The sequence below is a fragment of the Rhodohalobacter sulfatireducens genome (assembly GCF_022012475.1).
GTDB classification, from domain to species: Bacteria; Bacteroidota; Rhodothermia; order Balneolales; family Balneolaceae; genus Rhodohalobacter; species Rhodohalobacter sulfatireducens.
On the sequence record NZ_JAKLWS010000022.1, the window covers coordinates 26,137 to 41,207 of the forward strand.

General features: G+C 42.2%; 13 protein-coding genes. 2 read left to right on the top strand and 11 right to left on the bottom strand.

The features are described from left to right. Positions 1-37: 37 nt before the first annotated feature. A complete protein-coding gene (locus L6773_RS14795; protein ID WP_237855218.1) occupies positions 38-2,671 on the bottom strand; it encodes an alkaline phosphatase D family protein in 2,634 nt (877 codons plus the stop codon). A gap of 319 nt (positions 2,672-2,990) precedes the next feature. Between L6773_RS14795 and L6773_RS14800 the strand changes: the two genes are divergently transcribed. Beyond that, a complete protein-coding gene (locus tag L6773_RS14800; RefSeq protein WP_237855219.1) occupies positions 2,991-4,817 on the top strand; it encodes a sensor histidine kinase in 1,827 nt (608 codons plus the stop codon). 9 nt (positions 4,818-4,826) lie between these two features. Here L6773_RS14800 and L6773_RS14805 read toward each other — a convergent pair whose 3' ends face one another. The 10 genes from L6773_RS14805 to L6773_RS14850 all read right to left on the bottom strand — a co-directional run bounded on the left by L6773_RS14805 (position 4,827) and on the right by L6773_RS14850 (position 13,702). After that, positions 4,827-5,288 (bottom strand): GNAT family N-acetyltransferase, encoded by a 462-nt coding sequence (locus L6773_RS14805; RefSeq protein ID WP_237855220.1) that lies wholly within the window; start codon positions 5,286-5,288, stop codon positions 4,827-4,829. Between the two features lie 5 nt (positions 5,289-5,293). Further along, a complete protein-coding gene (locus L6773_RS14810) occupies positions 5,294-6,025 on the bottom strand; it encodes a class I SAM-dependent methyltransferase (protein WP_237855221.1) in 732 nt (243 codons plus the stop codon). A gap of 85 nt (positions 6,026-6,110) precedes the next feature. Next, positions 6,111-6,443 carry a TfoX/Sxy family protein gene (locus tag L6773_RS14815; protein WP_237855222.1) on the bottom strand — a complete coding sequence of 111 codons (333 nt, stop codon included), beginning with the start codon at positions 6,441-6,443 and terminating at the stop codon, positions 6,111-6,113. Positions 6,444-6,540: 97 nt separating this feature from the next. Next, complete coding sequence (locus L6773_RS14820; protein WP_237855223.1) at positions 6,541-8,307, bottom strand: sensor histidine kinase; 1,767 nt, start codon at positions 8,305-8,307, stop codon at positions 6,541-6,543. Continuing rightward, positions 8,304-9,344, bottom strand: a complete 1,041-nt coding sequence (locus L6773_RS14825) for an ABC transporter substrate-binding protein (RefSeq protein WP_237855224.1) — start codon at positions 9,342-9,344, stop codon at positions 8,304-8,306. Before L6773_RS14825 ends, L6773_RS14820 begins: the two co-directional genes overlap by 4 nt. Positions 9,345-9,678: 334 nt before the next feature. Next, positions 9,679-10,071, bottom strand: a complete 393-nt coding sequence (locus L6773_RS14830) for a VOC family protein (RefSeq protein WP_237855225.1) — start codon at positions 10,069-10,071, stop codon at positions 9,679-9,681. Between the two features lie 23 nt (positions 10,072-10,094). Then, positions 10,095-10,508 (bottom strand): nuclear transport factor 2 family protein, encoded by a 414-nt coding sequence (locus L6773_RS14835; RefSeq protein WP_237855226.1) that lies wholly within the window; start codon positions 10,506-10,508, stop codon positions 10,095-10,097. Between the two features lie 90 nt (positions 10,509-10,598). Then, entirely contained in the window at positions 10,599-10,952 is a 354-nt protein-coding gene (locus L6773_RS14840) for a VOC family protein (RefSeq protein ID WP_237855227.1), read from the bottom strand. 417 nt (positions 10,953-11,369) lie between these two features. Continuing rightward, entirely contained in the window at positions 11,370-12,575 is a 1,206-nt protein-coding gene (locus L6773_RS14845) for a C40 family peptidase (RefSeq protein WP_237855228.1), read from the bottom strand. A 185-nt stretch (positions 12,576-12,760) separates the two neighbouring features. Then, on the bottom strand, positions 12,761-13,702 hold the full coding sequence (locus L6773_RS14850; protein ID WP_237855229.1) for an SMP-30/gluconolactonase/LRE family protein: 942 nt from the start codon (positions 13,700-13,702) through the stop codon (positions 12,761-12,763). A 228-nt stretch (positions 13,703-13,930) separates the two neighbouring features. Here L6773_RS14850 and L6773_RS14855 point away from each other — a divergent pair, with 228 nt between their 5' ends. Then, positions 13,931-14,866 carry a D-2-hydroxyacid dehydrogenase gene (locus L6773_RS14855; protein WP_369431581.1) on the top strand — a complete coding sequence of 312 codons (936 nt, stop codon included), beginning with the start codon at positions 13,931-13,933 and terminating at the stop codon, positions 14,864-14,866. Positions 14,867-15,071: the final 205 nt, after the last annotated feature.

The window sequence follows — 15,071 nt, forward strand, 5'->3', positions numbered from 1 at the left end:
GCCGATTACAAGTACTTAACGAATGAGTTTTTATTTGTTAGAAATTACAAACCAGCGGAGTGCTGTCATCGGGAGATACCTGGTTGAACTCTTTCCATAATTCCCTGTCAGGATCTCCAATACGTACCCGGTACGTCGTTTCTTTCTGATAAACCTTAGGGGTGAACCGGTTTCCGGCAATCCGAATTGCGTATTCCAAATCTTCATCACGTTCATTGTAAACCTGCACAACCGGATTCATTAGCCCATTAATTTGAAGTTCAGGTAAATGAGCAGCAGCCTTTCGTCCATAATTTTCACTTTGTTTGATAGTGATCGGCCATCCGTCGAACTGACCCTCCGGGTTCATTTCGGGATCGACATAGCGGGGCCAGCACTCAATCCTCATTGTTCTATCTTTTTTATCAAAAATTACCATTCCATACCCTGTTGCCCTGTCGTAAATAAGTCCGGGTTCCCGGTTGGTCTGTACAGGATTTCCGACTGCGTATACTGTCATTTTATTGCCAAATCCATCTTCAAAATCCCCGGTGTTTTTTTGCCGGCCTGGCAGGGATTTATGATCTGTTTGAACATTAGGCCACCATCTTCTTGGCCAGATATTGTTGAGCGCAGGACCTGCAAAAGCAAAACCGGAATCGCCGTGTTCATCTACCCCGTAATGCACAGTACTTGCCAGGTGCTGGTCGCCTGCGATGTGCAGTGCAAATCCTTTTCGAATCCTCTTCAGTGCTTCATCACGGCCTTTTTGCGGCCAGCCATTTGAGTCCATATCTACCGTTGGGGCATCACCCGTAACATATTCGCCCTTCATTGGGATTGGGAGACTTGGCACAATTTGATCAATAATACTGCCTTCAGGGAGTGTAGCAACTGTGCAAAAGTTTGTTTGAGAAAAGACGGCTTTCATCTGTGCAGCGTGACTCCAGTCAGCCGCCCAATGGTCTAAAAAAGTATGCTGGCGTTCACCAAGCAGATCGGCCTCAATGTTGTAATATTGCTTAATATCGAAATCACGGTTTTGGATAAAACCGTTCATCACTTTAGCCTCAGCGGGCAAAATATTCTTGGGAGCTGTTTTAAATTTTCGATCTTCCAAAATGGCAAAACTGACGCCTCCATAGGTCCAATCGGTATAATAGACGCTAATGTCTTGACCGACAGGGCTTGGATCATATGGATCGGGCAGATTGCTGGTTTGAGCCCGCTGTACCATATTCACCCACTCGGGCGGCATTTTGTAGCCACCTTGGTCCTGTGCCGCATACCCCCAGCCTTCGTCAACGGGTGCGTCTTTTCCGCTTTGTCCCCAAATATTTCCGTGGTAAACGTCATGATCATCGGGAATAAACGCTGATGGAATATCCCGGAAAATTTCACGGTACGACCAACCAAACATATACCATTTTCGAAGCCAGTCCAGGGCGGCTTTTTCAACGGGACTGTTCTGAATTCCAAAACCACCATGGCTTTCATAGAGCTGATCTCCCAGGAAAACGGCCAAATCCGGGTGATGCTTTTTAACGTTTTCAACCACCTCCTGGTTGGGAAAACCGTAATGACTGTTACAGCTAAATACAGCGGTTTTCAGTTCGTCTGAGTTGAGCGGTTCAGCAGCGATTGTTCCCTTATAGAAATATTCCCGGGTATCATTCTTCAGGGGTAGTTCAAGTCGGATTCTGTAAGTGATATCTTCATCAGAATCCCAGTATTCCTGCCTGAAATGAGCAGTTCGCGAAAGGGGATCGATTAAAGTGGTTTGTAACGTTTGCCATACACCGTTTTGCTGAATCTGTAATTCTACAGAGTGATTCTCAATCGATTCAACCGGTGCCAATTGAGTCGTCATTTTCAGCGTACCCCGGTTCAGGGTATATTGCGAAAAACAGATGGGACCGAAGGTTTGGTTTGAATCATGATTCAGGTTCTCTCCGGATATCATCCAATTAGAAAACAGAACGGATGGAGAATCCGCCGAGGTCGGGTCTGATTGAAAGTGAGAAAGCAGGGCAATATTGCCATTCAATGATTGAGGATCGACATCAGAGACGTTGATCTTATCTAAAAAAGTTCCATCACCGGAGTTAATAGCAGTAAGTTCAAGATGGCAGTTATTTCCTTCTCGTTCAGCGGAGATTGTTAGTTTTATCGGGTTTTGGAGACTGATTGAAGAGTCACTTTTTTGATTACCAATGAACAGGTACCCATCGGCCTGAACACCTGCTTCAATTCCTTCACCAAAAATGGCATCGCGGCGATAATCCTCAAACGTCACAGGTACAGGATCATCAGCTGCTTTGGCCCCGATACGAAATCCAATTTTGTCTTCGGCTGAAAGGGTTTCACTCAACAATTCGAGATTTACAGAGAGCTGCAGATTTCTTGATTCTCCGTTTACCTGGTGCGTGAGAGAGTGCAGAGTCCGATTGGGGGCAGTAACCGAGCAACGTGCTTTGCCATCTCTCAGCTGCCAATCCTGCAACCGGTTGCCCCAGAAACCAGGTCCTGTCCACTCCATGTCAGGCCACTGATCCCATTCACTTACCATCATGGTTTCCTCACTCAGAAGGGGCTTTAAATTATCGGTTGAATTTATTCGAGGTATTTTGCTTAAAAAGGGAATAGAAACTGATCCTAAAAGGATTGTTTTCAGGGTTTCTCTGCGATCCATGGTTTGTTTAATTAGTCGTGTAAGGTTTACTCAGGTAAGCACCAATTTATGAAACGTCGGAAGAAAGGCAAGTTTGTTCAGTAGGTTAGTTTTATCAACAGAATTTTTAATGTAGATGGTATCGGGAAAGACTTGTTTTTTTTGCGTTAAAGAGGTATTTAAGATTTGTCAAAAATAACTTTACAAATATAGTTTCTATTTAATAAGCCCACCTTACATGGAATATTTTATACAGAATGATCTGAAATAAGGGGTTTAATTCCTGAAATTGGTTTTTCTTGAGAAATATCGAATCCTTATATCTTTTGGAATTGCGTTGGTGCTCAGCGTTATAGCTATTAGCATTTGGGGATATAACCAGCAAAGATGGGAAGAATCACTATCCGGTAAAGTTGAAGATACGGGACAGCTTCTGGTCCAACAGTTTCGTGTGATTTTAACTGAGAATGTTGACCGGCTGGAAAATTTAAAACACCGTCTTGAGCTTACCAATGGTAACTATTTCCAATATTGGGAGCAGGATGCCGCCAGGATTATTGAATCGTCTAATACACTCAGCTTTATGGAGTGGATCGACAGTACAATGGTTATTCAACGCATTCAACCGTATGAAGGAAATGAGGAGGCGGTAGGCCTTGATATCTCACAGCTTGAATACAGAAAATCAGATTGGCAGCGGGCTCGCCGCGATTCAAGCTTTAATATGACCCATTGGGTCGAACTGGTTCAGGGTAAATATTCATTCCTGGTAGATGAACCCGTGTATATCAATGGGGAGTTTTATGGAACAATAACAGCGGGTATGGATTTCACCTCCCGGTTTGACCAGGTACTGCATGGGCTAGACGAATACAACATTCAGATAGCAGATGGTAGTGGAACCGTTTTTTATAAATTTGGTAGCTCTGAGGGTACCGAATCATTTCGTGATATGATGACAACTCACCGAATTGAAATTGGAGATGCAAACCAAAGTATTTGGACAGTTACAATGGTGCCAAACATTCTGTTTGGGGTGGTAAATTCTACTGTTTACAATGATATTGTATTGGTCTTAACGATCATATTGGGGCTTTTCCTGGCGATTAGTTTTTACCTCACTCAAAAGTCGGCGCAGGCAGAGCGAACTTCAAAATTGGCTAACCAAAAACAAAGGGCGTTGATTGAATCCGCTCCGGTAGGAATTTATGTGATTGATGGAGAAGGTTATGTAACAGATTTTTGGAATCCCGCCGCTGAGGAGATGCTGGGCTGGAAACAGGAAGAGGTGCTCGGCAATTTTTTACCCCAGGTTACCGATGAGTTTGAGGAAAGTTACAAGGGCCTGATGGATGAGATAAAAATGAATGGTGGGGTATCAAACAGGGAAGTAACCAGGAAGCGAAAAGATGGCACTAAAAGAACATTTCGGGTTTATGTCAGCAGTATCGTTGGTTCGGATGAGCAGATGCTAGTTGTTTTTGAAGATATCACCAAAGAGAAAGAGTACGAGGCAAAGCTCAAAAAAACACTCGAAGAGAAAGATATTTTGCTGTCTGAGATTCACCACCGTGTTAAAAACAATCTTGCCATCATCGTTGGGCTTATTGAATTACAAAATGCCGATGTTGAGGATGAGACTACAAAATCGAACTTGTTTGAAACCAAGAACCGGATCTATTCCATATCCGGCGTTCATGAGTTACTCTACCAGACCGACAATTTTTCTGATATCAGTTTTTCTGAATATCTCAATCAGCTTGTACACAGATTAAAAAGTACATTTGATTCACAAAAGAATCCTGTAAAAATAAATAAGAATATCTCTGGATTACGAATGAATATTAACCAGGCGATACCTCTCGGGCTCTTACTGAATGAACTGATTACCAATTCTTACAAGCATGCATTTAATGGAATGAACGGACCTGAAATTTCTCTTGATGTGAATCAATCAGATGGATTTATTGAGATTGAGTACAAAGACAATGGAAAAGGTGTAGACTATGTTGAAATGCAGCAGTCATCATCTTTGGGAATCACTATCATTAAAACCTCTTTGAGTCAACTTTCAGCAGATTACCAGTTTCTTCAACTACCTAAAACCGGTTTCGGTATCAACCTGAGGTTTCCTGAAAATATAAAAGGTGCACACTCCAATCTATAGTTGATCAGCTTACAACTTCTTCTTCATTACAAGAACCTTCTTTCCCCTGTAGCTAACAGTTTCGATCGGTTTCCAGCCCAGGTGTTTATAGAGCCCGCCATCTAATTTCTCGGTTTGAAGGTACAAAATGTCCACTCCTTTTGATTCAGCAAATTCAGTTGCATACTTCACAAGTTTCCTGGCGATTTTTCTGCCTCGATGCTTTTCTGGTACAAAAACACCACCCAGCCAGTGCTCCTTGTTTGGGTAGATATCCATTTCGTAATATTTCAACTGAACGGCTCCCAAAATCTCATCATTTTCCCTGGCAAGTAGAATAAAAGGAAGTTGATCCCGATTGAGGAACTCGGTTAAGATCTCTTCGGATTTTTTTACGGAAGTCATTCCATGCTCTTTACCCCATTGTTGATAGTACCATTCAGCAACTATGGAGAGGGCACCGGGATGATCCGCTAAAAAGACAAATTCCATAGCATTTAACTCCCGGCTTTAATTGCCCCAAACGCCGCAAAACATGAATTTTTATGCAGGATCTCAACCCTTTCGAATCCCGACTTTTTGAGTAGATCGAGCTGGTAGGTTACAGGACGTGGTGAATCTTCTTTTTCGATATAAGCAAAAACTTCTTTTCGATACTCAGCGCTGCCAATGGTTTCAAGATAATCACCATAACGGCTCCACATCATCTGGTCGATAACCTCCACTTCATGCGTAACTAAATCGGTAATCCAGACGCTGCCACCCGGTGCAGTCACATCGAATATTTTTTGAAATGCCATGTCCCAATCTTCATCATCCCGAAGATGATGCAATACGGCCGCTGCAATTACGATATCATAATGTTCAGACGGCAGATCAGCTTTCCTAAAATCATCTTGCAGTGTCCGGATTCGGCCAAGGCTTTCTGCCTTAACTCGTGCTTCAGCACGATCCAGCATGGGCTGACTCAAATCAATCAGGTCGCAGTTCAGGTCGGGCAGCTGCTCAAGAAGCTTCAGGGTATTATTCCCGGCACCACAGCCAATATCCAAAATATTATTAGCATCTGGGTTGTTGCTGGCGGCTGCCTGTGTGATGAGTTCCATGGTAAGCGGTGCATCAACAGTAGCCTGCTGGCCTGTTTCCAGGTTTGAAAATCGTTCAACGTCGTGATCAAAGCGTTTGCGAATTTCTTCAACTGAGGATTTATTGTTCAATGAAGTATTCATCAGGCAGGTGTTTCATTATCAGCTTATTGTGGATTTTTTAAGATAGAGGAATCATACAGTTGAATCATATCAATATTTCCAATGATTATTTTTTTGGGGGCAGTGTGTTGATAAATTCTATGCAGAAATCGAGCCATTTCTTCAGTTTTTCATCCGTATTTAAACCTTGCGATTCCTCAAATATCATTCCCTTCATCGGTTTACCGGTAAAATCCATTTTTAATGTGTGGTCTCTTTCCAGCAGACTTTCATACTGTTCCGGCCCTACTCTCGCCATAAGCTTATCCTCAATAATTCCGCAGCACATATGTCGAGAGATCATAAAACAAAGTCCGCCGAACATCTTTTTCTCTTCCAAATCGGGGTAATCCTGTAAATACTCTCGAATACGCTGGGCTAAACCTTTATCAAAAGACATAGAACACCTGTTTATTTGATTGATGATACCGAAGAATTGATAAAAAAACTGGAAAAAGCCAACAGCTGAATCAGCTCATTTTATAGTATTCACTCTCTTAAAGACTATTAGAAGTTGTTTTAGCGTTCGCCTCTTTCTTGAATTTAATTTTTGCAATGGTTCCGTCATTATTCCTGATATCGAATGTACCTTCAACTTGTCGGATTAATGTTTTTACAATGGTGAGGCCAAGTGAGGTATTTTTCTCATCATTGAGTATCTCCTCCGGAATTCCAGCTCCGTTATCGCGGACGGTAAACTCAACATTATCGTTATTTTGGGTGATTTTGATATCGATCGTCCCGGTTTCGCCATGTTTAAAAGCATGCTTATACGAGTTAGAGATCAACTCATTAAGAATCAGTGCGCATGGCACGGCCTGTGTTACATTGATAGAAAATGAGTCAGCATTGGTATTTACCCGGATGTTTTCATTTGGGTCGAGTGACTTTTGAATCAACCCAACAAGATTCAGGATATATTCATCAATCGGGATGGAGGAGAGGTCTGTCGAGCTGTACAGAAGTTCATGAATCAGCGTCATGGTTTTAATGCGGCGTTCACTCTCGCCAAGCAGGCTTGTGATCTCGGGATTATCCGTCGATACTCTCTGCATGTACAACAGGCCAGAGGTTACTGCAAGGTTGTTTTTTACGCGATGATGAACTTCCTGCAGCAGAATTGTTTTTTCCTCAATCGACTTTTTCAATTCACGTTCGTGATGAATGTGTTCCGTAATATCCAGGCCAACGGTTTGGGTAGCCTCACGTCCGAAATATTTTATGGGGACAGACTCAATCTGAACAAATCTCTCATTCATATCCAGTCCGTAAACTTTCCGAATGGTAGGAGAATATTCATCCTTACCATTTCGTGTAATACTTGCTTCACGCCTTCTTTGATGTTCTGTTTCGAGGAAAAAATTATCTGCTGATTTACCAACGACTTCATCGGGACTGGTAGCTCCCATCATTTGTGCACCGGCCGGATTGATAAACTGAATATCACCATCGATATGAATCATGACCAGGTTGGGATCCTGTTCAACAAGCCCCTCCCAGCGTTTCTGATTTTCTTCTGCTTTTTCGCGCGCATCCCGTTCTTTATTAATCTGCTCTTGCAGTCGCCGGGTCATTAAATTAAAATTTTCAGCCAACGTTTTATGTTCGTCGTTACCCTCCACTTCAATTCTCAAATCCAGGTTTCCTTTCGCGATCTCTTGTGTTCCCTCAAGCAAAATATTGAGAGAGCTTTGAATCCTGGAGCGAAGTTGATACAACAGGTACCCGAGGAAAGAAACCACGGGGATCATGATCATCAAAAAATTGATCTGCTGGCTCACCTGAATTTCACGGATTGTCTGCCTGCGGTTTGTAGCAATATTATTCGATATCGTCAGCAGCATCTGGATATCAGAGCGTATTCTTGAAGTAGCTCGATCAAGAAGACGATAACGATCAATGATATCGGGGTAGGCATCAGGATTTCCCCTGATTTTTTCGATCAGCTCAAAAGCACTTTCGATAGAAGAAAGTGAGTTGCCGATAACGTTCGTTTCAGACAGATCCTCAATATTTTCTTCATATTCTGTAAGACGATTAAAAAGAGCGTTCCAACTCTCAAGATGGCGCTGTTCACGATACTCCAGGTAGTTTTCAATCACCAGGTTCAGTTCCGAAACGGTGTTTGTAAAATCACTAATCTGGTCAATTTGTTCAAAATGCTGATCCACCTGGAACGTAGAAAACCAGAGGTAGAGATAGAGCCCAATTACGGAGCCAATCGACAGAATCGTAACGATATTCAGGCGTGTTTTTATTTTCATCTTACTACTGTAATTCCGATTGGATGAACTTGCTCCATCGGGCCAAAATTTATCAGCTCTTCCATGTTTTGAATGGTGGTATCCGCAAGGTCATTGCGGATCATCCAGCGAGCCTGATCTTCAAGTAGTGTTAACATTCGTTCACTCAGGGACAACTCAAAATCGATCTCCGTCCAGAGTGATTCGATCACATCCAGGGGAACGTTGGTTTTCCTGGCTAAAATTTCTTGAGCATCGGAAGGATTTTCACGGATATAATCCTGGGCCATTTTAATTGACTCAAGATATGCAGCAAGTATATCGGGATGGGAACTGGCATATGAATTAAGTGCTACCGAGAGCCAGAGAGTTGAATATGTTAGATCGGTATCAATATGAACAGCATTCTCACCAAGTTCTTTTTGAATATAGGATGAATAAGGCTCCCAAGTTACCGAGACATCGATCTCACCATTTTTAATCGCTTCGATCTGTTTTTCGGGACTCATATTCACTATCTCTATTTCACTATTCAAGATCTGGTGTTCCAGCAAAAACGAATCGAAAAAATAATCGAGCTGGGTTCCCTGATAAATAGCCACTTTTTTACCGACAATATCTTCGGCTTCAGTGATTCCATGATCTCTTCGTCCAATAATTTTCTGGATGTCGTGAGAGTAAATTTTATCGGCAAAAATCTGGAAAGGAGGGTGGCCTGAACCTTTAAAGTAGCTTGTATCCATAATGGAGTATATAACCGGAGTTTCCGCAACATGAGCAATCTGAACAACTCCGTCAATCAGATCCCTCATGGAAATTTTACCGGATGGATTCTCTTTTAATGTTACGTTCAAACCATTCAGTTCAAAAAAACCCCGTTCCTTGGCGATATACGTAGCGGCTTCCCCCTGGTAGGTAGAGGTAACACCAATCGCAACTTCCTGGAGCTCTTCGTGTTGTCCTGATTCCGATTGATAACAACCCGTGAGCATACAGCAAAACAGAACTGCATACAATTCGATCCTAAAAGATTTTTGAACACTCCGGGATGCAATCATTTTTAAGAGATGGTTTGATTTTTTTGTGCTAGACAATGTTTTAAAGCTTTGATCTACCAAAAAAAGGTTTTTTAAAATACAGGTTCAGCCTGTGACTTGTATGAATACGAAAAATTTTATAAAGATTATAATAGTTTAATCTTTTTTGACTTGCAAATGAGTTAAAATACTGTTTTTAAATATCTTAACGGTATTTTTATGAGATTTTTCTGAAGCAAATTTTGTCATTTTAAGACCATTTACCAAAGAGAGTGAATGAATAATTCAGGTAAAAACTATCTACACTATTTCAGAATTATGCAGTAGTTAATCAGGTGCTTTTAATCGATGAAAATCAAATAGTGATTTCAATTCGATTTCCATCAGGATCTGCCACCACACTTTCGTAGTATCCGTCACCTGTTCGGCGAGGTCCATCCAAGACCGGGTAGCCATCATTTTTTAATCGCACAGTCAGTCGCTCGACAGCATCCTCTGAGCCAACAGAGATGGCCAGGTGGGCATATCCAAACAGTTCCGTTCCATCGTAGTTTTGGGGAGATTCAATATCAGGCCGCTGCATCAGTTCAAGACGTGCACCGGAATCATCAAACGTTAAGAAATAAGACCGGAATTGTTTCTTTTCATTGACGTACAGCGAATTTGATGTAGCATCAAAATATGTTTCATAAAACTCTCTCAATCTTTCAAGATCTTTGGTCCAAATAGCAAGATGTTCAATATGCATGGCGGAAGGTTTTTTTATCTTTTTTAAGTTTTGGTATGATATGATTCCGGAATCGAAACGTGCGTCTGCACAATCTGCCACTGTCGGTCTATATTTTCAAGTACTCCGGTAAACCTTGCGCCCTTCCAGGTTTGAACGGTTGTGTCGGATTTAATTTTTGCATCCAGCAGGTGCGAATACCAGGCTACGCTGCCAGAGTCAGATATGTGTATAGACAGTTCTCGAATGTTGCTTTTGTAAAATTTGAGGTTTTCGAATTGCTCTTTCGTAGCTTTATTGAGCTCACTCCATCCTCGCCAGATCTCCTCCGAATCTGTCCCGATGTGCACCACATCCTCCTTTTGAGCGGTTACCTCTTTCATCAGTTCGAAATCCTGAACATCCATAGAGTGAAAGAATTTTTGAATGGTTTCTTCTATTTTCTCTTTGGGAGACATCGAATTATAGATTTTGATTTACGATTCAATTGAAATCATAAAAAGCATGCTCTCACAAGTACTCTCAGATCACTAAAAGTTGACTGATTTTTATTTATCAGACCAAACTGACAGTTCATTTCCGCTTGGTTCAGTAAAATGGAAGCGGCGACCGCCCGGGAATGAGAAGATTGGTTTGATGATCCTGCCGCCCGCTTTTCTAATCTTTCTTTCGGATGCTTCAAGATCATCACTGTAAAAAATAATCAAGGTAGCTCCATTCTCAGTTGAAGATTTTTTGTCTGATTGATAGAATCCGCCTTCAAGCCGTTCTTCGGAAAAAGCGGTGTACTCATCACCATAATCGCTGAAGGTCCAGTTAAACACCTCTTCAAAAAATTTTTTTGTTGCAGGAATATCAATTGCAGGAAGCTCTATGTAGGTAATCTTTTCTTGATTGTTCATCGGTTGCACGGTTCATTGTTATGATTTTTCACAGCTGCTCTTTAATACTATAATAATATTCTCGAGGCTTAAATATTGCCGAGATTTTTTGGACGTCTTATGTAAACCCTCCCGGTAAACCGTCCAGTTTTCGTTATTTGGGAAACCGTGTGCATGTGAATTTGGGGCAGCATCCCATCCTGTGGCTATCATCGCCACTGCAGAAAGAAGCCCGCCACTTCAGAATTGATTGATTGTAAGCCTTCTGTCTTGAGAAATGTGTGCATTGGGGAGGCAGGTATTCTCAGATGCATTCAGTTAATCTTGAACCGGTTCTCCACATTCTTACTTATCCAATGTTCGTGTGACTTAAATCGTCTTCAAATCACGGTTGCATTACTTTAATATGCTTGTAAGAAGACTATTCCAATTTTAGGTTTACTGATTGGATGAGTACAAATCAGCTACTCTTCTGGTGTTACCCTGTTGGTTGTCCAGGTAACGCCTGGCTTCGAGAAAACGGTTTAAATTAAATTCATCAAAATTTTCGGACTGAGGATTCACGCTGCTTATATGAACACGTCCCGAGGAGTGAATGAATTCGTCGTTACCAATCCACATTCCTACATGAACAACCCTTCTGGATGAAGAATCGGTAGCCGGTGTTCCAAAGAAAAGAAGGTCTCCGGGGCGGAGATTGTCAAAACCGTCGGAGGTGTCGATCACTTCGCCTGCATGAACTTGCTGAGATGCATCCCGCGGAATAACCCATCCATTCATAAAGAAAATCGTTTTGGTGAACCCGCTGCAATCCATGCCCTTGGAGGATGTGCCTCCCCACAGGTAAGGCCGTCCAATCATCTGCTTTGCAGTTTGTACCAGATTATCTTCTGTAGCTTCTACAGAGGCTTTCCATTCATCGAAAGGCCGGGCATCAGCCTCAGGAACGTAGGCGATACGTCCATCCGGATATTGAACCTGATAAAAATTATCAACCTTGCCCCGGCTCGCAAGAATACTGCCCCCTACCAAATCGGATATTTCAAGAGAAGAGATTGAAGGTTCTTGATACGCAGACCCATTGAGTTGTAGATAAATAATTTTGGGAGAGGAACTCCATCGCTCAAAACTCTGCTTGTCCATTACTTGGATTCCACCATGATCCACCCAGGAAAGATAATCGTCTGGAGTTTGAATGTAATACCAGTCACCGTCCCTTTTAAGCACTTTTACCGGCATTCCGAGTGTAGCTTGCGTAGCCAGTTGTGAGGGATGAGAGGGTTCAGACCGTAAATTGGCAACTGAATTGTTAATAACGCCAAATACTTTACCGTTCAAATGCTGAGCAGGCAGAACAGAGATACTATCCGTAACATCTATTTGACGGGAAGAAAGTGAGTCTATAAGTGCATTTTTTGCATCAACTGAAGAGGTTTCTCCCGAAAGCAGCAATCCGCCGTTTCCATCTTTTGCATGAACATCGAAAAGTACGGTTCGACTATCGGGTGCAAATTGAGATTCGATATGGTTTATTACTTCCTCAACTGAATCTGCGTTACGATTATTTGAAGGAGAACAACCAGCCAGCAGGAAAAGGGTCAGCAGAAAATAGGATATAGAAAAGTAGCTGCAATTTTTACACATGATCAACAAATGGACAAGGATTTATTATCTGAGCGCAGTTTAGTTTGCGCACTTCATTTAAAGCAAAAATAATCTTTAAACATCACTGTATGAAATTGATTTCAGGATATAGCAAAGTTTTAAAGTCCTGAAATCAATCAGGTCATACAGATCTAAAAATATAAGATTTGATTTCTAACTGGAAATTAATCAGTGGGCAATTGCCAGATATCAACCCGGTTTAAGGCGATATATGGTACAGCGATATGGTTCCTCTGTGTGTCGATGCCAATATCTGCAGGATCGCCGGGGGTTTGGATGGCTATATGATCGGTTCCGTCGTAAATCACGTGAATGCTGTTATCATTCTGGCTAGCTACAACCATTCGCCCGTTCACGAACTCAATACCGTCAAAATTGCCGCCACTTTGTGCATTCGCGTACTCTTCGTAGCCGGGATCACCGACTGCCAGTACCGGGAACATTGTGGCTCCTTCCCATGGTGCAAGAACAAGATTGTTGTCCGGATCAATGGTGATGCCGTTTGGGGGTGCCGGGAGGTTCTCAACCAAAACAACCGGTGAACCATCTTCAACCCTGTAAACCGTTGATTTCCCGGTATCCGTTACATAGAGGTTGCCATCGGCTCCCTGGACAACATCATTCAAAAAACCCGGTTCGTGACTGGTGAAATCGATGAAGCTCAACAGTTCTCCCGATTCTGTATCAAACCCGTGAACACCCTCTGCATCGGCAGCCCAGAGCGTATCGCCCGTGATGTACATTCCACGCGGACCATGGAGGGGACGAATGTCTGAACCCGTGATGAATTGAAGGTCGTCTATTGTACCATCAGATGAGACTTTGGAGATAAATCCGTTGGCATCACCTGCAGCATCGCCGTTAAAATTGGATACAAAATAAACATCCTGGGCGGGATCGTACCGAACAGCTTCCGGCCCGGAGAACCCGGTAACGCTAACAACGATATCGGTAGAGTCCTGGACGGAATCCCAGGTCAGATCAACCGATTCACTTTGATCCATCGTTTCAGTTTGCTCGGAGGATTCCTGTGAACACGAGACAGCTAAAAAGCCCAAAAATAATGCAGCTGACAGGAATACAGTAGTTTTATTCAGAAGTTTCATTTTTTATATATGTGAGTTTTGGTTAAGAATTCTTTCCGAAACCGTTGAAAATCACGGTTAATCGAATGATCTGTAAAGCCCTAATTGATTGATATATTTACTTTTACTTGCAATATAAGAGATAAGAAAAGAGATGATAAAAACAAAGGGATGTAAACATTCTTTCAAGCGATAACTATGTGGATTATCTTAGGGTCAAACAGTCAATTAAAACCGAAATAAATGAGTATGAACATTGTATTCCTCGATGCTAAAACCGTAGGTGACGTACCGAACCTGAAAGATCTGGAGAAATTTGGTGATGTTACGTTTTACCAAACAACATCCCCTGATCAAACAAAAGAGAGAATGAAAGAGGCTGATATTGTCATCACCAACAAAGTAGTTTTAAACCGGGAATTGATTGAAGGGGCTGAGAAACTGAAACTCATCTGCGTTGCGGCTACCGGGATGAATAATATTGATCGGGATACTGCTAAAGAGGCGGAGATTCCGGTGAAGAATGTAGACGGATATTCATCAAACAGTGTAGCTCAAACCACCTTCGCGATGATTCTCCACCTGGTGCAAAAAATTTCGCAGTATGATCAGTTTGTGAAAGGAGGTGAATATGCTGAGCATGATATATTTACCAATATGGATATCAGTTATTCTGAAATTTATGGGAAGCAGTTTGGGATTATCGGGCTGGGAAATATCGGCAGTAAAGTGGCTGCGATTGCGGAAGCGTTTGGAGCGAAGGTGGTTTATTATTCGACTTCCGGACGAAATTTAGATCAGCCTTACCCACATAAGGACTTGAGTGAATTGTTGAAAACCTCTGATTTTGTTTCCATTCATGCACCGCTGAATGAGAAAACAGAAGGTTTGATTGGCTATGATGAACTAAAATTGATGAAAGAATCCGCCATTGTGATCAACGCCGGCAGGGGAGGGATTGTAAATGAAGCCGATCTCGCAAAAGCATTGGATGAAGATCAAATTGGTGGTGCCGGTTTGGATGTGTTTGAAGAGGAGCCGATTAATGCTGATAATCCTCTGCTCTCCATAAAGAACAAGCATAAGCTGGTGATGACACCTCACATCGCGTGGGCAAGTATCGAAGCCAGAACGGAACTGATTGAGGGTGTGAAGGTAAATATTGAAGAGTTTTTGAGTGATTAAATATTTGCAAGATAGGGCATAAATAAAACCACGGCGGCTCAACGAAATCACAAAGTACACAACGTGGTGACCGTAGTGAAAAAACTTTGTGTTCGTTGTGGTTTAAACTTTGCGAACCTAGGTTTATTAACCGCGGGGCCGCTGGGGTACGCGGTGAGATGGATTTTGGTTTTTGGATGAACTGCATTTGATCTAGTTGACGAGG